Source organism: Singulisphaera sp. GP187, assembly GCF_900129635.1.
GTDB lineage: Bacteria > Planctomycetota > Planctomycetia > Isosphaerales > Isosphaeraceae > Singulisphaera.
This window is the reverse complement of sequence record NZ_FSRB01000004.1, coordinates 1-22,073: the sequence shown is the minus strand read 5'-3', so window position 1 is coordinate 22,073 and position 22,073 is coordinate 1. Positions and strand designations below refer to the sequence as shown.

General features: G+C 60.6%; 18 protein-coding genes and 1 pseudogene. 7 read left to right on the top strand and 12 right to left on the bottom strand.

Going from position 1 to position 22,073, the window contains the following annotated elements:
• Positions 1–114 precede the first annotated feature (114 nt).
• From BUS42_RS40680 to BUS42_RS45880, 4 genes are all read right to left on the bottom strand, one after another.
• Positions 115–516, bottom strand: coding sequence for a hypothetical protein (locus BUS42_RS40680; RefSeq protein WP_083671410.1), 402 nt, complete (start codon positions 514–516; stop codon positions 115–117).
• Positions 517–1,332: 816 nt separating this feature from the next.
• On the bottom strand, positions 1,333–2,241 hold the full coding sequence (locus BUS42_RS40675) for a hypothetical protein (protein WP_074317936.1): 909 nt from the start codon (positions 2,239–2,241) through the stop codon (positions 1,333–1,335).
• Positions 2,242–2,285: 44 nt separating this feature from the next.
• Positions 2,286–4,394 (bottom strand): VWA domain-containing protein, encoded by a 2,109-nt coding sequence (locus BUS42_RS40670; protein ID WP_074317650.1) that lies wholly within the window; start codon positions 4,392–4,394, stop codon positions 2,286–2,288.
• Complete coding sequence (locus BUS42_RS45880; protein ID WP_143206705.1) at positions 4,391–5,419, bottom strand: hypothetical protein; 1,029 nt, start codon at positions 5,417–5,419, stop codon at positions 4,391–4,393. Before BUS42_RS45880 ends, BUS42_RS40670 begins: the two co-directional genes overlap by 4 nt.
• On the opposite strand from BUS42_RS45880, the gene BUS42_RS45875 reads away from it, so the two are divergent.
• Complete coding sequence (locus tag BUS42_RS45875) at positions 5,412–5,705, top strand: hypothetical protein (protein ID WP_143206704.1); 294 nt, start codon at positions 5,412–5,414, stop codon at positions 5,703–5,705. The genes BUS42_RS45880 and BUS42_RS45875 overlap by 8 nt on opposite strands.
• Positions 5,706–5,746: 41 nt before the next feature.
• Here BUS42_RS45875 and BUS42_RS46895 read toward each other — a convergent pair.
• From BUS42_RS46895 to BUS42_RS40645, 4 genes and pseudogenes are all read right to left on the bottom strand, one after another.
• A pseudogene (locus BUS42_RS46895) lies at positions 5,747–5,803 on the bottom strand (hypothetical protein); the annotation flags it as partial.
• Positions 5,804–6,035: 232 nt separating this feature from the next.
• On the bottom strand, positions 6,036–6,929 hold the full coding sequence (locus BUS42_RS40655; RefSeq protein ID WP_074317641.1) for an FHA domain-containing protein: 894 nt from the start codon (positions 6,927–6,929) through the stop codon (positions 6,036–6,038).
• On the bottom strand, positions 6,926–8,992 hold the full coding sequence (locus BUS42_RS40650; RefSeq protein ID WP_074317638.1) for an Hsp70 family protein: 2,067 nt from the start codon (positions 8,990–8,992) through the stop codon (positions 6,926–6,928). The genes BUS42_RS40655 and BUS42_RS40650 overlap by 4 nt, the downstream gene beginning before the upstream one ends.
• A 67-nt stretch (positions 8,993–9,059) precedes the next feature.
• A complete protein-coding gene (locus BUS42_RS40645) occupies positions 9,060–10,727 on the bottom strand; it encodes an Hsp70 family protein (RefSeq protein WP_074317635.1) in 1,668 nt (555 codons plus the stop codon).
• Between the two features lie 307 nt (positions 10,728–11,034).
• Here BUS42_RS40645 and BUS42_RS40640 point away from each other — a divergent pair, with 307 nt between their 5' ends.
• Positions 11,035–13,380: a VIT domain-containing protein gene (locus BUS42_RS40640; RefSeq protein ID WP_074317633.1), complete on the top strand. Its 2,346-nt coding sequence runs from the start codon at positions 11,035–11,037 to the stop codon at positions 13,378–13,380.
• 66 nt (positions 13,381–13,446) lie between these two features.
• Here the strand turns inward: BUS42_RS40640 and BUS42_RS40635 are convergent, their stop codons facing one another.
• Positions 13,447–14,163, bottom strand: a complete 717-nt coding sequence (locus tag BUS42_RS40635; RefSeq protein WP_254054124.1) for a nucleotide exchange factor GrpE — start codon at positions 14,161–14,163, stop codon at positions 13,447–13,449.
• A 270-nt stretch (positions 14,164–14,433) separates the two neighbouring features.
• On the opposite strand from BUS42_RS40635, the gene BUS42_RS40630 reads away from it, so the two are divergent.
• From BUS42_RS40630 to BUS42_RS40610, 5 genes are all read left to right on the top strand, one after another.
• Positions 14,434–14,733 carry a hypothetical protein gene (locus BUS42_RS40630; protein ID WP_074317631.1) on the top strand — a complete coding sequence of 100 codons (300 nt, stop codon included), beginning with the start codon at positions 14,434–14,436 and terminating at the stop codon, positions 14,731–14,733.
• Positions 14,734–15,120: 387 nt separating this feature from the next.
• The gene (locus BUS42_RS43390) at positions 15,121–15,516 is read left to right on the top strand and encodes a hypothetical protein (protein ID WP_143206703.1); all 396 of its coding nucleotides are present in this window, start codon (positions 15,121–15,123) and stop codon (positions 15,514–15,516) included.
• A 1,061-nt stretch (positions 15,517–16,577) separates the two neighbouring features.
• Positions 16,578–17,078 (top strand): transposase, encoded by a 501-nt coding sequence (locus BUS42_RS45865; RefSeq protein WP_315850763.1) that lies wholly within the window; start codon positions 16,578–16,580, stop codon positions 17,076–17,078.
• Positions 16,994–17,392: a transposase gene (locus BUS42_RS45860; protein WP_254054123.1), complete on the top strand. Its 399-nt coding sequence runs from the start codon at positions 16,994–16,996 to the stop codon at positions 17,390–17,392. The genes BUS42_RS45865 and BUS42_RS45860 overlap by 85 nt, the downstream gene beginning before the upstream one ends.
• A 100-nt stretch (positions 17,393–17,492) precedes the next feature.
• The gene (locus BUS42_RS40610; protein ID WP_074317621.1) at positions 17,493–17,678 is read left to right on the top strand and encodes a hypothetical protein; all 186 of its coding nucleotides are present in this window, start codon (positions 17,493–17,495) and stop codon (positions 17,676–17,678) included.
• 114 nt (positions 17,679–17,792) lie between these two features.
• Here BUS42_RS40610 and BUS42_RS43385 read toward each other — a convergent pair whose 3' ends face one another.
• From BUS42_RS43385 to BUS42_RS44035, 3 genes are all read right to left on the bottom strand, one after another.
• Positions 17,793–19,139 (bottom strand): hypothetical protein, encoded by a 1,347-nt coding sequence (locus BUS42_RS43385; protein WP_143206702.1) that lies wholly within the window; start codon positions 19,137–19,139, stop codon positions 17,793–17,795.
• A gap of 1,065 nt (positions 19,140–20,204) precedes the next feature.
• On the bottom strand, positions 20,205–20,978 hold the full coding sequence (locus tag BUS42_RS40600) for a cysteine peptidase family C39 domain-containing protein (protein WP_083671407.1): 774 nt from the start codon (positions 20,976–20,978) through the stop codon (positions 20,205–20,207).
• A 243-nt stretch (positions 20,979–21,221) separates the two neighbouring features.
• On the bottom strand, positions 21,222–22,073 hold an 852-nt coding region (locus tag BUS42_RS44035), incomplete at its 5' end, for a hypothetical protein (RefSeq protein ID WP_159452362.1).

Here is a 22,073-nt window from a genome sequence, read left to right as displayed (position 1 = left end):
AACGACGAAGGTCGGGCGGAAGATTCCGTCCGGCCTTCGTCATGCGCCAAGCTCATCCTAGAAAAGTGTTCGAGTGCAATGACGGCCACTTTCTCATGAGCGATTGACCACGCCTCAATTGGGGGGCGGAAGCACGATTTCGTACGTATTCTCTCCCGGCTTGACCTCGAAATTCAGTTGAGTGCCGATCAGAGTGCGGTCTTTCTCCATTCCGGGGACGGTCACTCGGACCACGTTATCTCCGACCAAGGTCTTCACCGTGTAACTGCCGTCTTTGCCGATCTCCGCCTTGCGTGCCGTTTCATTGGGCCTGGCTTTGTTGGTGGGATCAAAGGAGACTTGCCCATCGGTGGCCTTTTTTCCCTTGATCGTGACCGTTCCCTTGATCGTGCCCTCCTCAGTCGACGCTGAACCCGAGGGTGCCCCTTCCCCGCATCCGGCGAGGCTCATCATCGCCGTCGCCACGACCAGCGCCGGGATTCGAAATCGTTTCATGACTTGGCGTCTATCGCTCATCTGTCCACTCCTTGTTCAAATAGGGAAGAGGGCCGTTCTCTGACTGAAGCGTCGGAAAACGACGGGAAGTTACGTCCGTCGGGACTGCATCCAACGGACTCGTTCCGACAAAAATCATTGACGTGAAGGGAAATGAAACGACGACACGTCCCCTTCGGGATGGACCTGGCCGCAGTCGACTCATCCGCGAGACTCGGAACCGGACACGAGAGACGTGCACATGGATCTGAAGGCGCCGCCTTGATCCGCGGTCTGAGCGGCGAGGATCCTGATATCCACACGGAAGGTCGTCGGCCCAAGATGTCCAAGCCTAGATTGTATTCTCTTGCGGGAGGATGTCCACCGCCTGGACAACAGCCCGTCCAATCTCCATACAAGTGGTCACGCGACGGCACGGCATTACCGCGAAGCCGTTGGTCTCGGTTTTTTTGATTTTCTGACGGTTAACCGCGGGGGTGCAAAGCCCACGGAGTGCCACGGGCTGGACTCAACCCGTGGCACCCATGGCTTACACATCATCCAATTTCATGGATAATAATGCCCACCGGCTAAGAGCTCCCGGGGTGGCAACCTCGGCGTGCGCCAGCTTTCCCCTTCGGATCCCTTTCAGCCGGTTCATCGCCCGCCAGTTTCATCGACCTGAATGACACCTTCGTTCACAAACCCGAGCCGGCGACTGCCCGCGGAATTCCCAATTCGCCATATTTGCATTAAACACAAGTCACGTTTTGATTTACCCATCTCCCGTTTCAATATGCGAGATCAGCACCCCTTGAGCGGGAGACCGAGAGGTTTCCCCACCATCCGAGCATGATCTCAAGGAAGCGTTGAGAGCGGAAGAAACTGGAACGAGAGCCCACCCCATGAGGCTTCCGGCGACCAGTTCTCGTTGGCTCGCGCCAACGCCTCGTTCGAGTCGAGGAGGGACAACGAATCGTCTCGGGACGTGAAGACCTGTACGGGAAGAAACGCGATCGTCGCGGCCTGAGCTTGGGCCGAGAGGGGGCGATCGTCCGATAAGCGGCCGAGAATCGCACGGAGTCTCGTGAGCTTCGCGGGTTCGGGGGGGTTCGGCCCGGTCCTCCGCAGCAGGCTGAGCAGTTCGGGGCGGCTGATCCAGACTCCCCAGTCGTCGGGACGAAGCTGAGTGATTCGGATCGGGGTGCGCCCCTTCACGGACTGCCAAGGGAGCGACTCGTCCCAGGTTGCGACCTCAACCGTGTCGGCGGTCCAGGAGAGAACCGGAAGGGCCGGTCGGCTCGGGGGCCGTGGGCGATCTTTTGACGGGTTTGCAACCGCTGATGTCGACTCGACCTCGGGAGAGTGGACGACGAGCCGGGTATCCCAGGGCAAAAGGTCGTTCGCATTCACCCAGCCGATCGGCCGGCGATTGCCGACTCGGTAGAAATCGGGTGGGCCGCTCAATGGCCAGATGTCGTAGATATCAACAAACATCCGCAACCGGATCGGTTCGGACGGAGCGCCTGACGGGCGGTCCGACGTGGCCACGGCGTCGTGAAGCAAGAGTGCCTTGCGCACGATGGGCCCGGCGACGACTTTCGGCTCGGTCGAATTGGGGACCGGCGGGCCCGCGAATTGACGTTGCCAGCGCTCGGCCAAGGACGATCTCAGAGGGCGCGTCATCGTCTCTCCACGCCAGGCGAGGAGGCCCAGAATGACGAGGAGCACGAACGTGGGGAGCGGGTAGCGGATGGGTGGTAGCATCGACACCGATCTCAACAACGGAACGGGGGGCGATTCGACCTCGGTCAAGGAGTCGCGGGCTTCCGCTTCCGCGCGAGCCAGCCCGGGAGCGCGGCCAGGGCGATCAGACCCGCGACGAGCAGGAGAAAGAGTTGAGGCCAGCCGCCCGCGGGGACGACCATTCCTGGGATGAACACGGCGGTCTCGCCCGCCTTGCGGCTGGCCCGGTAATAGATCCGGACCGGTCGAAGGGTTCCGTCCGGAAGCGCTCGGTCACTCTGGTAGGCCAGAGAGTAGCTCGAACGCAGTCGTTCGGCGAGTTGTTCATAGATCGTTCGCAACTGATCGGCCTGGCGCGCGGGATAGTATTGGCCGCGAGTCTCGACGGCCAGGCGACGGAGTGCATCGCTCTCGATCTCGTCCTCCGTACCGAGTCCCAAGGTGTGGACGGGTAAGCCCAGGCGTCGGGCCGCCACGATGACCGAGTCGAGCGAGGCCGACTGGCTGAACGTGTCCTCGCCGTCCGTGAGTGCCAGCACGGCGCGGCGGCCCTTCTCGCGATTGAGCATCTCGAGCGCTTCGGCGACGGCGTCGTAGTAACGGGTGGCTCCTTCCGGGGTCAGGCCGTCGACGGCCTCCTGGACTTTTTGCGGGTCACCGGTGAACGGGCAGATCGTCTTCACGTCGGAGCCGAAGGCGACCACCGCCACGCGCGATCCCGGCGGGAGCCCCTTCACGAACGAAGAGACCGCACGCTTGAGGCCGCCGATCCGGTCCTCTTCTTCCATGCTCCGGCTGCGATCGACCACGAGAACGACCGTGGTCGCGTGGGCCTGGGTGGTGACGGGTGACTGGAACTTGCGGATCAGGACCGGCTGACCTTCTTCGGTGACCCGGAAATCCTTCTCGGTCGCATCAAGCAAGTAAGTCCCATCGGGTCGCTTGACCTCGAATTCGACGGAGATCTCCGGAAAATTGGTGTCGCTCGCCCCGGTGACGATAACGTCGTTTTCCTCGCCCCCGGTTCGGGGTCGGGCTTCCTTCGCTTTCTCGGCAACGGGAGCCTCGTCGACCGGCTTGTCGAGTCGAGGAGCGGTGGGAAGCTTGAGGACGCGATCGAGTTCGAACGCGAGGTTGGCTTTCCGGAGAAAGAGCAAGGCGAGGCAAGTGTTGGGAATCCGGCCCCAGGCGGGCTCAGGCCAGCCGCCGTCGTCCATCTGACGGCGGAGCAACTCGTGGGCCCCGGTTTCATACCAATCGAAGCCGTCCAGTGCGCGGAGGCCAAGGGCCACACAGACCCGTTCAAGTGACCAAATGTAGTAAATGTCGGAATTTTGACCGATCTTTCGCGCATCCTTGGCGACCGCTTCCAGCGCCTTCGCGAAGATTGGATCGGCGGCCAGGGCCGCGCCTCGGGCGCGGGCGGTCTGGCGTTCGGCCAGGTTCGGCCGGGCCGCACTGATTGCCAGGGCCATCAGGCCCGCGCAGGTCATGGAGTCGGTCCCCGAGGCTCCGCTGACATAGCCCCAGCGACCGTTTCGGTCGGGAGAACGGCGGAAGTGAGCGTCAATCGCCGCCAGGCTGGCGTTGGGGTCGAAGCCGTGGCGGCTGGCCGCCCAGATTCCGAGCAGGGCGAACTGGGTATTCGAGTTGTCACCCGCTTCGACGGCCCTCCTCGACAAGTCGCGCCGAGGCCTGCGGGAGCGCACGTCGTCATCTTCGACACTTTCGAGCGGCACCGTGTACGACCACATCCCCCCCTGCTCTCCCGCAGCGAGCCGCGCGGCCAGACGTTGAATCAGGGGGTCGTCCGGTCCGCGCGTCTCCACCTGGGCCCGAGCCAAGAAGAGGATGGCCAGGGCGAGGTCATAGGTCTGCGTCGATCGGACCGCGAGGCTGCGCACCACAGAGCCGGCCCGGGTGATCGTGGGATCGTCCCGATCGATTCCGTTCTCCATCAGTGCCAGACCGGCGAGTGCGGTGATTCCCAGCGTGTGGTCGTGGTTGAACGCGAACGACCAGTTCCCTCGCGGTTCTTGCTGCGCCTTTAAAAAGGCCACGCCACGCTCGATCGCCTGGGCGATCGCGTCAGCCTGAGGATCGGCGGCCTTGGCCTGGACGGCGCCGACCCCAGCGAAAACCAGGGCCGCCGCCACAACGGCACGGAGATTCATGATTCGGACTCCGCGACGGGGCGAGGGGGCGCAGTCAGCAGCGAGAGTCCCGCCATCCCCGCGCCAAGGCCAGCCCAGAGCAGGCCCGAGCCCCAGAGCGAACGGGACAGAGCCGGTCCGAGGGCCGGCTCGACGGCACGACCGAGTGCAACGACGATTGCGGCGACGAGAACGCCCGCACAGGCACCGGCGAAACCGGCCGGCGGCAGGTCGCGCGCCTCCCTGCGCTTCACGGTCAGCGCCAGACCGATCGCGCTCCCCACCGCGGCGAACAGAATCGCGGGTCCGAGCAAGCGAGGCAGGGCTTCTGTCGCGCCGAGCCCAATCGGAAGCAGTCCGCCGAGCGCGACGAGCGATCGAACCGCGAGGCCGCCGAGGGTTCCCAGCGCGAGTCGAAGGCCGGTCGGTTGTCGCGCGACGAGTTCGAGGAGATCGGGCCCCCCCTCGCCATAGATCGCCGAGGAGAGTTCGGGGATCGACTCCGGCGCGGGGAGCCGCTCGAGCCGCACGGTCACCCGCCGGGTCCCGCCGTTGCTCTCGATGACCACGGTCCCAAGCTTCGGCGCCGCAAGGTTCTCGGGGATCACGATCTCAAGCGGCACCTCGGTGCGATCCACCGTGACCACGGGCGTCCCCGCGAACGCCGACGACAACCGGATCCAGGCCGCCGCGCTGGGCTCAACGCTCAGTTTCGAGCGAAGCAGCCGGTAGCCTGTGTTCGTGATCGCGAGGACTTGCCGCGTCACGCCACCACCCGCCACGGCCCGGACAGTCAGGGTTTCGGGATGAACGTCGAGTTCCGGTAGACTCGGCCGCGTTGTGGGCAGCAGGGCGAGCCAGACGTCCAACCGCTCGTCAGGAGTGCCCGGGGCATCCGCCGAGGGAGCCAGATCGCCCAGCCGGTTCGTGGCGAAAAAGGCGGCCAGCCGGCCCGAGGTGAGCTCGTCGCGCAACGCCTCCCAGCGCTGGGCCGACACGGTCAGCAGGTCGTCCCAGGTCCGGCACGACGTCCCCGTCTTGAGCACAAACGGAATCGGAAGCGCTCCGCTCTGCACCGGCCTCGAAGGGGGTGGAGGCGGAGCGGAAGCCGGCCGTGGTGGAGGCTTCGCCGGGGACGACGTCGCGCCTGGAGCATTCGCTGCCGGTGGTGGAGCAGGCGTTGACGCCGCGGGGGCCGTCGCCGGCCGAGGCGCCGGTTTTGTGGGAGCCGCCGGCACCGGGGCGGGCCTACGAGACGCGGGCGTGGCTCGCGGCTCTGGGGAGCTCGTGGGAGCCCTGGCAACGACCTTGAGCTGGACACCGCCGATCTGAATCAAATCGCCGGGTTGGAGCGTCATCGCTTGGCCCGGCAGGATCCGTTGGCGGTTGACGAACGTGCCACCGGGACTGTCGAGATCGCGGACGACCAGCCCTTGGGGGAAAGGTCGATCTGCGCCTGCCGCCCGGCCATCCGCCGCGGACTGCTCCCTTCCTGGTGGCCGAGGTCGAGCCCAGGGCCACCGTTGAGGGCATTCCCGAGCACCGTCGCGGCGCCGTCGAGCGCGTAGCTTCGACCCACTTCGGTTCCGCGGACCACTTCCAGCGACCAGCCGCTTTGATTCATGTTGGTTTTTACTTACGGCCGGGGTGCCGGCCGGGCTCCTAGCGTTGTCGGAACACGAGCAGAGTCTGCCCGAGCTCGATTCGATCGCCGTTGCTCAAGACGTGGGTGTCGTCGATGACCGTGCCGTTGACGCGAGTCCGGCCGCTGGGGGCATGGTTGCGGAGGACATAACCTTGGGGGGTCGACTCAATCTCGGCGTGACGTCGCGCCACCGCGCGGTCGCCAAACAGGCCGACCTCCGCACGCTCGTCGAGGCCCACGGCCGAGACCTTTCGCGCAAGCAGGTAGACCCGTCCCTCTTGCCGCCCCGAGATGACCTGGATCCAGGCCCGTCTCAAGACTTGCTCCACCAGCGCCAGGAAAAGGCCCAGGCCGGCCCCGAGAATGACAATGCCAAGCCCCTGGCCCAGGCTGTTGTTATAGCGATGGCCCAGGCCCTGTCTCAGCCATTCAAAGAGGTAGCCGCCAACCAGCCCTCCGAGTCCACCGCCGATCAGTCCGTAGATGAGCCGCTGCCGCGACCGATCGGCAATCCCCTGGCTGACTCCGATCCCGAGACCGAGGACTGCCCACGAGAGCGCGCGGCCGATCAGCCCCCCTTGGAACCAGCCAATCACGGATTCGCCGAACACGAGTCCGAGAGCGCCCCCCGCGGCGCCGGCCAGGGCGCCCCAGGTGGAGGCGCGGCTGAGCTTGATCCAGGCCCCGTCGCGAAACGGCCCGGAGGCGTTCAAGAAGAACCCGATCGTGCCGCCGATCGCGACACCGGCCAGGGCATCTCGGACCAAGACCGAGTCGGCCCGCACGAGCTCGACGTAGAGGTAGAGTCCAAAGATCGCGCCGAGCGCTCCCGCCAGGGCGAGGTCATAAGCCTGGCGGATGTTCCCATACCGATTCCGGGAGATCGGGACAGGCTTGGCGGCGACGCTCATTGGATCTTCCGCAAGCTACGGCCTCCCTCGGCAATGACCCGGGCGATGTGACCGAACGTCTTCACGAGCTCGCCGGCGTGCGCGAAGATCGACCCTTGCTCACTGCTTGCGATCCGCCGGAGATAATCGAGGTCGGCGTCGCCCATGCCGATGGCCACGATCTCGATTCCCTTCTCCCGCGCGGCCTTCGCACTCTCCACGGCGCTCTCGGGGGCGTCGGGATAGCCGTCGGTCAACACCACCATATAGCGGATCCGATCGGTGGCGTCGAGCTTCTCGCTGGCCAGTTCGATCGCGTCGGTCAGGTTCGTGCTGCTATCCGGCTCGAGCCGGGAAATCGCGGCTTGCACTCGTCTCGAGTTGTCGGTGGCCTCGGCTTGGAGCGTGACCTGGGTCGAGAACGAGATCAGGCCGACCTCCATGGTTGTGAAGTCGCACCGGTCCAGGAACTCACGCGCGGCCGTTTGGGCTTCGACCAAGGGAAACCCGGCCATGCTCGCCGAGACATCCATCAAAAGGTAAACTCGCACCGGCTCGGGCCGGCCCGGCGCAGCGATCGACTCCGGCGGCCGGCCGAGCCACGACAGGTCATTGGGGACCGGCTCGACTTCCATCGCCAGGGTCTGTCCGGTGTCGCGCTGAACGGCGCGGACCTGCACGACCCCGTTGGCATCATACGACATATCCAGATCGATCGTCACTTCGGCGTCGGTGGCATGGATCCCCGAACAAACATATTTGCCGAGAATCGTGCAATCCAACGGCCGTTCGCTTTCCCCCTGCGTGATGTAAACTTCGAGCTTCGAGTTTTCGCCGCCGTGCGTGGCATGAAGATACGACTTGGTGTTGGCGGCCGGAATCGGCAGGTTGCGGCGGATGACGATATCGTTGAGATAACTTGACCCGTCGGGGCTGATGGCGACCGTACCCAGGCTGTGAGACATTACGTCATGGACCCGACGCGCACCGGCGAGACTGTACTGCGGCGTGGCATCGCGCGAGGACTGCCCCACCTCCATGGCCGCCTGGATCGCCGCGCCCAGCGCCACGACCTCGTCGACGTTGACCCCGGTTCGAGGCGGTGCTCCCGCCATCTGCGTGACATAGGAGCGGACCATCGGCATCCGCGTGGACCCGCCGACCAGGAGAACCCCGCTGAGCTGTTTCCAACCGAGCTTGGCTTCTTCGAGAGCCTCTTCGGTGAGCCGCCGGGTCCGGTCCATCAAGGGGAAGGTCAGGCTCTCGAACTCCGTGCGGGCCAGCTCATAGCTCCGCCGCTCCGTCCCAAGTTGCAGTGTGATCCGGGTTGTGACGCGGTCGGAGAGGGCCCACTTCGCTTGCTCGCTCCGGACCAGCACCTCGTTGAGGGCGACCGGATCGTCGAGCGGGTCGATGCCGGTATCGGCGGCGAACCGCTCGGAAAGAAACGTGGCGATCCGGTCATCCCAGTTCTTGCCACCGAGGTCGTGGTCGCCCGCGGTGCTCAACACGGCGATCTCATCAGGGTTGATTTGCGCGACGGTCACGTCGAACGTGCCGCCCCCCAGGTCGTAGATCAGCACTGTCTCACTGGTCCCGGTCCGTTGCAGGCCGTAGGCGAGCGCGGCGGCGGTCGGCTCGTTGATGATCCGGAGCACCTCGAGCCCCGCCGCGTTGCCGGCCTCGATCGTCGCCTTGCGCTGGGCGTCGGCGAAGTAGGCGGGGACCGTGATCACCGCGCGGTCGACGACTTGCCCGAGCTTGGCCTCCGCGTCCTCCTTCAGTCGTTTCAGCACGAGCGCCGAGAGATCGCTCGCGTTATAGTCGCGCTGGCCAAACCGGAGTTGATAGAGCGGGCTCCCCATGTGCGGTTTGAAGAAGCTGGCAATTTCGTCGTTGCCCAGCCGCGCCCACTCTTTCGCCTCCTGACCGACCACCGGAGGATCGGTGCCGAAGTAGACCACCGAGGGGGTAATGTTCTGCCCCTCTCGGTTGGCGATCACCTCGGGCCGGCCATAGGTGTTGCGCCAGGCCACCACCGAATTGGTCGTCCCGAGGTCGATGCCGACAAACGTGCTGGCCATTCTCGACTCCCGCTGAAAGTCAGTACGCTTGAACAGTTCTCGAGATCGGAATGCCTTGGGAGACGATTCAGGAGACGTTTAGCAAGCGCAAGGCCGACGACCGCTCGGCCACCTCTTCGGCGTTCAGGACCGCCTCGGTCTCGAACTCGACGTCGATCGAGGCCCCGCCGGTGAGGTCGGTCGCGGTGACGATGAGCCGACCGTCGCGGTTGATGGCGAACTTCACCCGGATCGGGCTCCGCGCCGGCAGGCTCGGAGGAAGATTCAGCGTGGCCGTGCCGACATCCATGCAGTCGAGCGGTTCGGGGCTGTCCCGTTCGCCGGCCATCACGCGGATATCGACGCCCGCCTGGTTCGCGGTGTCGGTGCCGAAGTCACTGCTATATTCCATCGGGACTTCGCCGTTGCGCGGGAGCAGGTACACGACGACGTCCTTGTTCTTCTCGTCGCGCGCCACGACCCCAAGGCTCTTGCTCAGGACGTTGACGATCTTGGTGTTGACGAGTTCACGGACCGGCCCGGTGAGCGTGAAGCCGAGTTGCTTCTCGATCCGGTCGAGCGCTTCGGCCACCTGTTCCTCGGACGCCGCTTCGAAGCCTGGTTCGTTCGCCGCCCCGTTCGCCGTGCCGCCTTCGGGTGCGAGGATCTCGCGGACCGAGTCTTCGAGTGACTCCTTCAGTCCAAAGAGCGCGGCCCCCTTGGCGACCGACTCATCGGGGTCGAAGCTTTCCGGTTCCTTGGCAAAGTCGGCGACGATTCGCTCGCGAACTTGGGGCATCCGCGTGGCACCGCCGACGAGGATGATCTTATCGAACGACTCGTGCCCTTTCCCCTTGGCATCGGTCAGCATTTCGCGGGTGAGTTCGAGCGTGCGATCGAGCAAGTGCTTGGTGATCTCATCAAACTTGGCGCGTTCGAGCTCAACGCGTGCTTGCTGACCGGCGTGGGTGATTCGGAACGGGGCCTTGTCGCGCTGGGTCAGCGTCTTCTTCCCGCGCTCGGCCTGGAGGAACAGGTCGTTGAGCACTTCGGGATCGTCCATCGGGTCGGCGTCGAGCCCGGTCTGCTCGCGGAACTGGTCGGCCAGGTACATCACGATGGCCTCGTCCCAGAGGGTACCACCGAGTCGATGGTCGCCACCGGTGCAGATGACCCGGATCAGGCGATCCTTGATCTCGATCATCGTGATGTCGAAGGTTCCGCCACCGAGGTCGTAGACCAGGACGGTCTGATCGTCCGCTTGCTCGAGCCCATAGGCGATGGCGGCGGCGGTCGGCTCGTTGAGGATTGCACGCACGTTGAGGCCGGCCAGGCGTCCCGCATTGGCGGTCGCCTCGCGCTCGGGCGTTCCGAAGTAGGCCGGGCAGGTGATGACGACGTCGGTGATCTTCTCTTCGCCGAGCGCCAGTTCGGCATCACCGACGACCTTGCGCAGGATGAACGACGAGATGTCTTCGGGGCTAAAGACTTGCCCATCGTGCTCGAAGACGTAGTTGGGGTCGCCCATGTGCTGCTTGACCCGGGAGACGACGCGGTGCGGTTCGACCTTGGCCGACTCCTTCGCCGTGTTGCCCACGATGATGTTGTCGCCGTCGAAGAGCACGACCGAGGGGGTGATGCGCTCGCTCTCCTGATTGGGAACGATCACCGGCTTCCCGTGCTCGTCGACGTAGGCGATCGCCGAGTAGGTTGTCCCCAGATCGATTCCGAAGACGCGCTTGAGACCTTCGCTCACGGCAAGGGCTCCCTTGGGCTGGGCCACTGCAAATGGGGACTGGCTCGAAAACCAGGCGTCGAACCAACGCGCCCTGGATCTTCGTCCGGCCGAACGAATTATTGATTGTAATCGCAGAATCGGGCCGAGGGCAGTCGCTCGTTTTCGAAGGAATCTCGGCAACCGCAACCGCGCGGGTCGCGTCTAAAGAAAGAGGCTGGGATTTTCCGCCAATTGACCACGAAACTAAGGATTGTCGCGTTCGCACGTTCTTCGATTAGGTCCGATCGCAATCGCCGGATCGTCATGTCGCTGAGGAGGGTCTCTCATGAAACCTCGAGTCGGACGATACCTGATCGTCTTCGCCCTGGCCCTGACGGCCCCGCCATACCGCGCCTGGTCGCAAGGCCTGCTGATCGACCGTCGCCCCAATCACCCGGTCGCGCGGTCGTACGAAATTCGCGAAGTGACGGTCGACGCCAAGGTGCGCGACCAGGTGGCAGAGGTTCAAGTCGCTCAGACGTTCCACAACCCGGGCTCGACCGTGCTCGAGTCAGAATACTACTTCCCGTTGCCCGAGGAGGGGGCGATCCAGAACTTCGTCCTGATGGTTGACGGCAAGGAACTCCCCGGCCGGCTCTTGCCCAAGGACGAAGCGAGACGAATCTACGAGGAGATCGTTCGGTCCAAGCGCGATCCCGCCTTGCTCGAATACATGGGGCGGGGCCTGTTCCGGACCAGCGTCTTTCCAATCCCCCCCGGGGCCGATCGCAAAGTCACGATGCGCTACACCCAGCTCTGCAAGCGCGATCGCGACCTCGTCGAGTTCGCATATCCCTTCGGCACCCAGAAATTCACGGCCAAACCGATCCAGCGGCTCTCGCTCGTGTTGCAGATCCAGAGCCGGGACGCCATCAAGTCGATCTACAGCCCCACCAGCGACACGACCATCCGCCGCGACGGCGACCACGACGCCCGGATCCTCCTGGAACAGCGTGACATCGTTCCCAACAACGACTTTCGCCTGGTCTACTCGCTGGCCGAGGGCGCACTCGGGGCCACGGTGATGAGCTACCGGCCCAGTGGCTCTGACGACGGCTATTTCCTGATGCTCACCAGTCCGCAGGTCAAGGCGGCCGACGTCAAGCCTCAGCCCAAGACGGTCATTTTCGTCCTCGACCGCTCAGGGTCGATGGCAGGCAAGAAGATCGAACAGGCGCGAAAGGCGCTTCAATTCGTTCTCAACAACTTGCGTGACGATGACCTGTTCAACATCGTCGTCTACGACGATCGGGTCGAGACCTTTCAGCCGGAACTCCAGCGCTACACGTCGAGGACCCGAGCCGAGGCCGATCGATTCGTGGACAACATCCGTGAAGGGGGAGCGACCAACATCGACGCCGCCCTCAAATCGGCCCTGGACATGATTCACGATGATTCCCGACCCAGCTATGTCTTGTTCCTCACCGACGGCCTCCCCACGGCCGGTGAGACCGGCGAGATGGCCATCGCCGAGGGCGCCCGCAAAGCGAATCGGGAGCATGCACGGATCTTCGCATTTGGGGTCGGTTACGACGTCAACTCACGCTTGCTCGACCGGTTGAGCGGAGGCAACAGCGGAACCAGCGAATACGTCAAACCGGACGACGACATCGAGTCCCACGTTTCCCGGTTCTACGCCAAGATGACCAGCCCGGTGTTGACCGACATTCGGGTCGAGCTCGCCGACACCGACGTCAACCGGACCTACCCCCGCGATCTCCCCGACCTGTTCGAGGGGGGCCAGCTCGTCTGGGTCGGTCGCTACCGCCAGTCGGGACGCACCACCGTGCGCCTGACCGGCCGCGCTGGTGGTGAGCGCCGAAGCTTTGAGTTCCCGGCCGAGCTCGCCTCGACCGACCGCGGCATGGCCTACGACTTCGTCGAGCGGGTCTGGGCGATGCGTCGCGTCGGCCACATCATCGACGAGATCGATCTCCGTGGACAGAACAAGGAGTTAATCGATGAACTCGTCTCCCTGAGTACGAAGTACGGCATCATGACCCCGTACACCTCGTTTCTGGCCGACGAGCGAGTGACGTTGCACGCCGGAATGGCGAACACGCTCCGCGCGGGCGAGAGCCTCCGCGAGCTCGAAGTCACCGACGGTGCAAGCGGCGTCAACCAGCGAGGCGCCAAGCGATTTTATCAGGACGCGGCACGTCCCTCGGCCCCTGGCTACAGCTTCTCGATCAACCCTTCGGCACCTGCGGCAAGTTCGCGGACACCTGCCGCGGAGAGTTCGCCCCTGGCTGGTCGCTCCGAGCGACTTGGTGGGATGGGAGGATTTGGCGCCGGGAGCTTGAGTGTGCGTCGGGATCAAGCTCAACTGGCTCTCAACCCGAACGGCAACCAACCAGGGCTGAGCGATCTGCAGGCGAAGGACGCCGACGGGAAACCGTCGGTTCGCCAGGTCGGCGCGAAGACTTTTTACTTCAAGAACGGGCACTGGGTCGACTCCACGGTCAAACCCGAGGAGGCCGCGAAAGCTACGGTCATCGAGCAGTTCAGCGATGCCTTCTTCAGGCTGGCGGAGACCCAGAAGTCCGAGTTGAACCAGTATCTGACCTTCGACGAGCCCGTCACGGTCAACCTGGACGGCCAGGTCTACCGCTTTGAGATCGCGAAGCCGTGACGGGTGCAGAACCTGCCCCCGTTCGTCAGGTGGGTGGGTCCGACCGACCCACCTGATCCGCCGGGCCTACTTCTTGAGGGCGTAGACCGAGACAATCTCAGCGCGGATCACCCGATCGCCCGCCTGGAACCCTTTGCGGTGCCGGGCGGCGATCTGCTTGTTCAGACCGGCATCCTCGGTCACCACCGTCGCGACCGCCCGCTGCCGCCTCGGGTCGAACGCCTCCCCCTCCTGCGTATAGGGTTCGACCCCTTGGCGATAGAGGATGTCCTCGATCCCTTGCTGAAAACCACGCATCAAACCCAGGAATCGGCCGACCTCACCCTCGCCCTCGCCATTCCCCTCACCCTGGGCCTCGGCAATTTTGCCGATGTCGTCATGAAGCTGGATCAGGTCGACGAAAATGGGTCGAAGCACATTCAGGAGGAGGCCCTGCTTGTACTCCTGCAACTCGGCGTGCAAGCGGTCGACCACCTTCTCCCGGGTGGCCTCAGCGCGGATCTCGCGATCGAAGAGCGTTTGCAAAGCGTCGAGCTTGCGATGGAGCGTTTCTCCCAAGGCCGCGATGGCCGGCAAGGCCAGAGAATCCACCGGCTCAGGGCCACTCGCGGGCGGCACGGCGAGTTCGGCTTCGGTATCGATCGACTCATAGGCCGCCGCCGGGATGACGAACGCGACCTCCTGTGCGATCGCCTCGGGAACGAGGGGTTCGGGAAGTGCCGCCAGGATGAGGTCTTCCTCGGGATGCAATTCGTCGGCCATTGCGAATCCACGGCGGATCATCTCCGCCCGCTCCGCTTCGAGGTCCCGCGCATGGGGTGTACGGACTCGTTGCCGGCCGCACACGAAGGAACGCCACGATAAGGAATGAGTCCGGGAAAGGAAAGGGGGATGCTGGGAGGTATCATCGTGGGCGGTGAGTGTCTCAAGCGTTCCGGGAACCTTCGTAAACCCGCGGAAAATCGGCAAGTGCTGAGAAAATTCGACCTCCTGTAATTTCCTCGCAATCGGTTGGCATGGCCGACCTCGGACGAGGCGTGATAGAATAGCAGCATGTCAACCGAGCTGAGCACTGCGGCAACCCGCGGCAAGACCGGAGCAGCCATACTCGGTCGGGTCATCAACCCCGATGACCCGACCTTGAGCCCGGAAGCCGCACGGTCGATCCTGAAACTCACTTTCCCAAAGGCGGACAAGGACCGGGTCTCAACCCTCCTCACAAGTAATCAGGAAGGTCGGCTCACGACGGACGAGCGGGCCGAGCTTGACGAATACCTCCGGGCCGATGCGTTCCTCGCCGCTTTCAAATCAAAGGCACGACTCTCACTCAAGCGCGCCGGTCTTAAGCCCTGACGAATGAAGGGGCAGAGATGCTAGCTCGGGGGGCGGCGACTGTGACAGTAGCCTACTACGTAATTCATCTGCGATGTAACTTCGAGTGCATTCATGCCCTGCTGGGTGAGACGATCCAGGGAATTAGTCTGTAGCGATCGCTGGTCGGTCTACAGCAAGCGGCCGCTGCCACCGCGCCAAAGCTGCTGGGCCCACCTGAAACGCGACTTTCAGAAACTGATCGACCGAGGAGGCCCCGCTGAAGCAATTGGCCGAGTTGGTCTGAAAGTGGTCGAATGTCTCTTCGCCGACTGATGGACGTTCCGCCGCAGCTCACTTGATCGACCGGGCCTGCAAACGCCATTGGACCTGATCGCCCACGAACTCCAAGACGTTTTGGAGCGGAACATGGTTGATCGTGCGCGGATTCCAAGTGCGGCGAATTTTTTTGCCAACGTCCTGGCTCTCTACCCGGCCCGGTGGTTGTCCACGGCGATCGAGGGAGTCGAACCGACCAAGAACCATGCGGAACAACTCCTGCGTTTGGGCGTGCTGTGGCAAAAGAATGACTTCAGTTGCCACAGCGCAGTGGGATACCGGCTAGTGGAGCGGATGCTGACCGTGGTCCAAACCCTGCGGCTACAGAAACTTCCGGTGCTGGATTACCTGAATCGAGCGACGATGGCTCATCGGGCAGAGCATCCCGCCCTGCAACTCCTGGGCCAAACCAGGGACTGTACGGCTACAACTTTTGACAGTCTTGAGTTTACGGTTTTAGGAAATGCATCCGCTCCCACAGGTTGACGGACGACCACCATATCATCCGATATATAGTTCGCAATCCGCTCCCTCAAGACGATTGCCATTAACTGCCGAACCCGGGTCATTGTCTGAACCATAGCTTGTGCATTGCCATAGGCCGTTCTGCTGCTGAGTGCATGCAATCTCGCAGTATTGAGTTTGCGTGCAATAGAGGTGAAGGACAGAATAACCCTCTTTGCCTTTACCCTCTACTTGAGGTGCAACTTTTGGATAGGAACTCATATTGAGAATCCCTGGAGAGTCAAGAGTTGGAGAGATCTTGCAGTCGTGAGTGGCATCGCATGCTCCCCCAGAACATGGGGAACCGTTCGTTGGAGGGCAATAATCTGGATTGAGTGTGACACAGAGTCCGCCCACGATGCTTGTTGTTTCGTCCTCAGTAAGAAGTCTGATGTGGCACCCCGCTAGGACGCTGTAATTTGCTATTGCTACGAACAGAGCGATTGCGGGAATCAGGTAAGCTCTTGGCTGGTGGGTTCGAAAGAAGTTCATGAGGAAACCTTCTGTGGGGATGACTGAGAGCCAATAGACGCACGCCTCTGAGCATCTTGCAAAGTGGGATGTCTTAGACGTTGGACTAATCTTACCTGATCAGTTACCTAGTTCCACAAGGAAAATCCAAAAAAAAATTTGTTATGGTTCGCTAGCCAGATATGCGACCCCGGAAAAATTCGCGAGTTTAAGAGTGGATTGATGCGATATGATCTGATAGCTGGGAGTCGAAAGGAAGCCGAAGCGGCGGGGCTTCTAGGATTTGCCCCATTCAACGACGACGGCGATCCACTCGGCGGCGAAGCGAAAGGGGCGGCCGGGTCCTCGACCCCATCCTTGGGAACCGCTTGACCCAACGGTCGATTGTTCTGGAGCTACAGACCAAGAGCCTGTAGACGGTCGCCTAGGAGTGGCAGTCGTCCAGGAGGAGCAAGATTATAGGCGTGGAACCGGACGTTGGGGGGAACGATCCTTAGAGGCTCTGCCAAAACCTACTTTGTCACGCGGCTTGAACATAGAAGGGTGATCGCTCCGCGTAGGAGTCACCCGTCATGGCCATTGCCCGCATGCCCGATGCGTTTTTCGATTTAGCGGCGCCTCACCTGCCGCCCGAGCGTTCCGTAGACCCAGCCGGTGGACGACCGCCGATCGACAACCGGCACATCGTTAAAGTCCTGTGGTTCGTCCTGGCCACCGGCTGCCGCTGGGAAGACGTGCCGCCCGAGTTGGGCTGTTCGGGTCGATCGGCTCATCGCTTCCTCCAACTCTGGGAGGAGATGGGTTGCTGGGATCGCCTTCATGCCGACTTGCTTCGGCTGCTCCGTCAGGCGGGCAAACTCGACCCCGACTTGGTCATCCTCGATGCCGTCATTCTGCGTGCCTTCGGCGGCGGCGACCTGACCGGCCCAAGTCCCGTAGATCGGGGCAGAAAGGGCACGAAACACACGCTTCTGGTCGATCGGCACGGGTGCCTCTGGCGATCCGGACGGCGGGGGCCAACGCCAGCGATCACATGCAGATCATCCCTTTGGTGCTGGACTTCCCCAGGGTGATGGGCAAGCCGGGCCGGCCCAAGGAACTGCCCGACGAGCTTTACGCCGACCGGGGCTACGACAGCGACGACACCCGTTGGCTGCCGCGCTGGCTGGGCATCGAGCCGCACATCACGAAAAGGAAGACGCCGCACGGTAGTGGACTAGGCAAGGTCCGCTGGGTGGTGGAGCGGACCATCAGCTGGCTCAAGGGGCTACGGCGAATGAGAATCCGCTACGACCGACAGGCCGTCATCCAGGAAGCATGGAATACCCTGGCTGCGTGCGTGATCTGCTTTCACATGTTACATGACGATGAAATCCCAGCTGGGTAGGTTTTGGCAGAGCCTCTTAGCGATATCGGTCAACCGACACGACGGCCTTGCAGACCCATGTCGACCAATTCCTGGTCCCCTCGTTGCACGAGAGGGCGACGTGGTCGTGTTGGACAACATCAAGCTCCAACTGGCTCCCGGCGTGACCGGGGCCAGCGAGCAAGAGGGGCGCGTATTGCCACTGCCACCGTACAGCCCGGACTACACTCTGATCGAGGAGATGGATTCGAAGGTTAGGGTGTTTCTCCGCCGGGTGGTCGAGACGGACGTCGACAGGACTCACTGACGCCATCCGTGAAGGATTGAAGCAAGTGAATCTCGAAGACATCATCGGCTGCATCAAATACGCTGGTCTGCGCACAACCCGTGGGTAAACCAATGCAAATTACTTTAATCGAGCCTATAGTCCGAACTGGCGATCAGCACGTGCCGGACCTCGCAACTTGGCGGTCGGAATGCCGCGTCGTTTGGCCAAAGGATCAAGATACCATCGATAACCGCCAACGTCACTGAAGAAAAGGAAAGCTTTGTGCTCTTTCCACCAGTCGGCCCAAATGGCGGCCGGAGCGGTTAGGCCGGGACCCTCGGGGGGCGCGTACCGTACGAGCAGGCGCCGGGCAAGCTCAGCGCGTTTTACCGGACCTTGCAGTGCGGCGATCATCCCGTCGAAGAAGCCCGGTTTGTTGGGCGGGATGCCGAAAACCCTTGCCTCCTCGTCAACACAAAGCTTAGCATTCTCGTCCGCGTGAACAAAGTCCCGCACTCCATCGTACCAGATCTGATATGCCGCGGGTTTCCCTGGATCAGCCGCCGAGAGCATCGAGGATGCAACGGATCCCTTCAAGTACATGACAGTATCCAGGTCCTCCCTTTTCAGGATGCGGTCGATGCGTCCGCGCGGCTCGGGCGCTGGACCCGCGAATGGAGAGGGGGACCTAACGATGGGCCGGTCCTCAGTGAACGTTGCGATGTAGGCGATCGAATTGACCAAAAGTGCTCGGCCATCATCAGACATTTCCGCGGGGGACAGGTCGAACCCAAAATGCAGTAGGTTGCCTTGCCTCCAGATCGCGGCGGCCGTGGGGGTTTTGTCATTAATGCCGCCGCAGAGGATCTCCACGTCGGGCGACTCTAATGGTCCCTCAACGTAGGTGCACCAGCCGGAGTTGTGCTGGCCTACAAAGTCCTGGACCAAGGGCAACACGCTGACATTTGTACTTTCAACAAATCCCTTCCAGGAGGATGGCGCATCACGACGAATCATCCTGGATCGCTCGATCGGGATCGGCTGAGTAAAGATTACGTGCGCTCGCAGCCCGTAAGCGAAGGGCTTCAGGCATGTACACCCAGAGCCACCGTGAACCTGCCATGGTGCTGCCAGAAGGTGACCGGCGCTGCCCAAAAGGACCGTAGGCTTCTCCCAGCCCGCCCGCTCTCCAAGCGGGGACTTCGGTATGCGCTCGGGCCGTGAAAATTCCGCTCGGCCGATTGTTTGCGCGTCATTCTGCGACCAGTCCAGAACAACGACGTCGGCCTTTGAAGCCGAAGTGAGATCAAAAGCCTCTCGATCGGCACTTTCAACTTGAGCGAAATGGGTTTCCAAGAACTTGGTGTGTGCTTGGGCACGAGTAGTGCCCGAATTGCCAACATAGAGAACTCGTTGAGGCAATGGCGGCTTCAGGACTTCACTCGCGCGTAGTGAGTCACCCACGACGAGCATAAAGAAAAACGCAAATAAAGGTCTCATAGTTCAATCTCTATGAAATAGTGAGGTCGTAGCGAACTTAGTGGTGTCCTAGACGGCTTGAAAGGTCAGGAAGCTCAGCCAATCGTCCCGCAACCAGACCCGATCTGCCATCGCCGCTGCGTGTGACAGCCAACGAGCGTCCCCAGTGCGAAGGCGTAGATTGCGGACCACCAAGCAAATGTTATCACCATACATAGTGAAATAGGCCATCGCTTCGTGAACACGCCAGACCATGCTGAACCGACAGGTGGCCACGCTAATTTCTGGAACCTGACCACAAGCGCGAGTATTGAACAGCGGATCCTGGCACACAGTAGGGTTGCGCACGCGGAGGACGAGACTGAATGGCCGCTCTTCCCACCTCTGCGGACGACTTGGGACCGCGGGGCGAAGTGGCCAAGGTTTGGCTGAGCGGTGGCAAAGCTCAACGTGCCGTCTTTGACACAATAAGTTTGATGACGGGGTAACGTTTGCTGTCGCCCAGGCTCAAGGTGCGGAGGGACGACTACCACATGTTCCTCAACGAGGGCTGGGGGCACTACTGAGGGCGACACGTGGCGTTGCTGCCGGCCGAGGACACGGACCACGCATACATGAACTCCGTGAGGGCAATCACAGGAATCATGCTGTTGTAGCTGCGGCAAGGTTAACTGCAGTTGACTCCGAGAGACACCCATTGGGGTCAGGTCAAGGAAGTCGTGAGCAGCGAATAGTAAAAGGTAACGGTCGACGAACGAGAGGCCCGCTTCATTAAGTACCGACATGGCCTGTCGAGTTGCTGGAAGGAGCTCCATGCGTCCGGCGTCCTCTCCCGTAACTATCGACTGAAACGTAGCTTGAATACAGTTTTCGAGGATCTGCTCATGTGCAATCGTCAGGTTTGTTGACGAAAGCTGACGCATCAAAAGGAATGATCAATCCATTGGCCAGGAGAGCCCTAGGTTGTCTACTCCCTTGCCGAACGCACCACCTAAGCGAATAATTCGACAGAACAGGCGCCCCACATTGCAATAGCATAAGTCCAAACAAAGCTTAACGCAGGCCAATGATGCGTAGCGAATAGATTTAATAAGGAGAGAAGGACGTCTTGCGGGACTTCCAGAAGAAAACAATAACACTTGCCCAAAGTCCAACAACAGTAAGAAACCACCAATACGACTGCTGATGTGCATGCAACAGTTTTTGACTATCAATCGGATCTGCGGAAGTCAGCAACGCAAAACCCGTAAAAGTTTTATCGACTTCAGTAGCATCCATCTCAAATCCCCCAAGTAAGCCGTCCCACATAGTACCTCGACCGCTTCGCTTATTACGAATCCACACTACGAAATGCTTGATATTGTTTGGCTTCGACAACTGCAAAATGACTGGCTCATGCCATTCGATATCTTCGACACTCTTGCAACATATTGGCATCGCGTACAGATTGAAATCTTGCATTTTCCCACGCAACGCCTTGAACGTCAACAGCCCATCTACCTCCTGTGATTGCATTTGAAGAATAAGCTCAATTAGGTCTGGTCCAGGAATGTTGTAAAATTTCAGCAAAAACTCTAGGCATCTTTCGCCACAGTACTTGTCTTCAGGTGACTCTGGGTGCGAATTTTCCCCATCAACTTGTGCAGCCCTTTCGTCGCCAGAAACGCTCTCGTTTTGGCGAGAGACTAGAAGGTCGGAGGAACCCTCGCACATAACAGCAAACCAGGAATTCACAAAATTCATGCCAACCACCGAAATGATTAGCATCATGCAAGTTGCATTTTGCTTAATCCGCCACTGTGTCACTCCAGAAAACATGAACCGTTTTTTGTTTTGCTGTGAAGGATTCGCAATCTTCATGAAATATCTCTTGGCTAAAGATCCGGATACCGTTTAAGACGATGTGGATCCACCGCAACTGAAAGTTTTGAGCAATCTGGCGTCCACCAAATTGCTTGAGCCGACGGAATTGCTTGGTAAGGGCTAGAAAGAGATCGGCCGATCCGACGCCATCGACAAGGCAGCAAAGGTTGGATTTCCAACATTTACGATTCGTCACAAATCTATTCCACAAACATGCTTCCATGACGAGCTTACCGCTTATCAATCCTGAATCATTTTTACATGAAGAGGCAGTCGAATAGATTGCACGGATGCATCAGCCATTTCGAACCTCAATAAAAGCTCGGCTTGTTGAATACTGTGGATCGTCGGATCTGAAGGAATAAGTGTTAGATCAACTCGAAATTGATTGGGACTAAGAAGTGCAACCTGATGCTTTGAATGGGCCAAAAACGATGGATAGTGTATGCTCTTAAACTTTGGTTTCACATCACGTAAGAACGAAACGAGTATACTTGCTTTCTTCTCGCTGTCATGAGCCATTTCGCCAATAAATAACATCGACGGCACTACCTTAACAGAAGGCGACACAGAAAGGCGAACACGGATTTTGTTTGTTAATTTATTTTCTTTTGATTCCAAAATATCATCCTTTGGATGCGCAACTATGACAAGATCTGCAGCTTGTTGATGCTGCGCAAATCGTGTTTGCCCATTAACGCTTACATCAATTCTCCAGCACTGTTGGCTACCTAATCCATAATGGTTCCCCACATAGGATTCGTGAATTTTAGCACTAAGCCACGGTTCGGAAGAAATTAGTTTTGGAAGCATCAGCACTTCTTGGGTGTTATTAATGAGTACCAGTGACATCTGTTGACTATGAACCTGATCAAAATTCCTAAATGCAATTTCTTTGGGAATAGTACTAAGTTTGTTCAATATGCGTGCTTTTACTGTAATACGTAACTTGGGGGCGAGCTCTTCAAAAAACACCACGCTCAAGGAACGCTCTTGAGTGCCCTCGACATCCGGAGCCAGATATTGAAGTTCGATTTGATTGGGTTGATTTGGGTAGAATGTTTTTTGCGGAATATTAGTTACGGTGCAAGA

Coding starts and splice junctions, on each gene's coding strand:
- BUS42_RS40670 (WP_074317650.1), bottom strand. CDS start 4,394: ATGAATCTCCGTGCCGTTGTGGCGGCGGCCCTGGTTTTCGCTGGGGTC.
- BUS42_RS40675 (WP_074317936.1), bottom strand. CDS start 2,241: ATGCTACCACCCATCCGCTACCCGCTCCCCACGTTCGTGCTCCTCGTC.
- BUS42_RS40600 (WP_083671407.1), bottom strand. CDS start 20,978: ATGAAGATTGCGAATCCTTCACAGCAAAACAAAAAACGGTTCATGTTT.
- BUS42_RS43385 (WP_143206702.1), bottom strand. CDS start 19,139: ATGAGACCTTTATTTGCGTTTTTCTTTATGCTCGTCGTGGGTGACTCA.
- BUS42_RS40635 (WP_254054124.1), bottom strand. CDS start 14,163: ATGATCCGCCGTGGATTCGCAATGGCCGACGAATTGCATCCCGAGGAA.
- BUS42_RS45865 (WP_315850763.1), top strand. CDS start 16,578: ATGGCCATTGCCCGCATGCCCGATGCGTTTTTCGATTTAGCGGCGCCT.
- BUS42_RS40655 (WP_074317641.1), bottom strand. CDS start 6,929: ATGAGCGTCGCCGCCAAGCCTGTCCCGATCTCCCGGAATCGGTATGGG.
- BUS42_RS43390 (WP_143206703.1), top strand. CDS start 15,121: ATGGTTGATCGTGCGCGGATTCCAAGTGCGGCGAATTTTTTTGCCAAC.
- BUS42_RS40630 (WP_074317631.1), top strand. CDS start 14,434: ATGTCAACCGAGCTGAGCACTGCGGCAACCCGCGGCAAGACCGGAGCA.
- BUS42_RS40680 (WP_083671410.1), bottom strand. CDS start 516: ATGAGCGATAGACGCCAAGTCATGAAACGATTTCGAATCCCGGCGCTG.
- BUS42_RS40650 (WP_074317638.1), bottom strand. CDS start 8,992: ATGGCCAGCACGTTTGTCGGCATCGACCTCGGGACGACCAATTCGGTG.
- BUS42_RS40640 (WP_074317633.1), top strand. CDS start 11,035: ATGAAACCTCGAGTCGGACGATACCTGATCGTCTTCGCCCTGGCCCTG.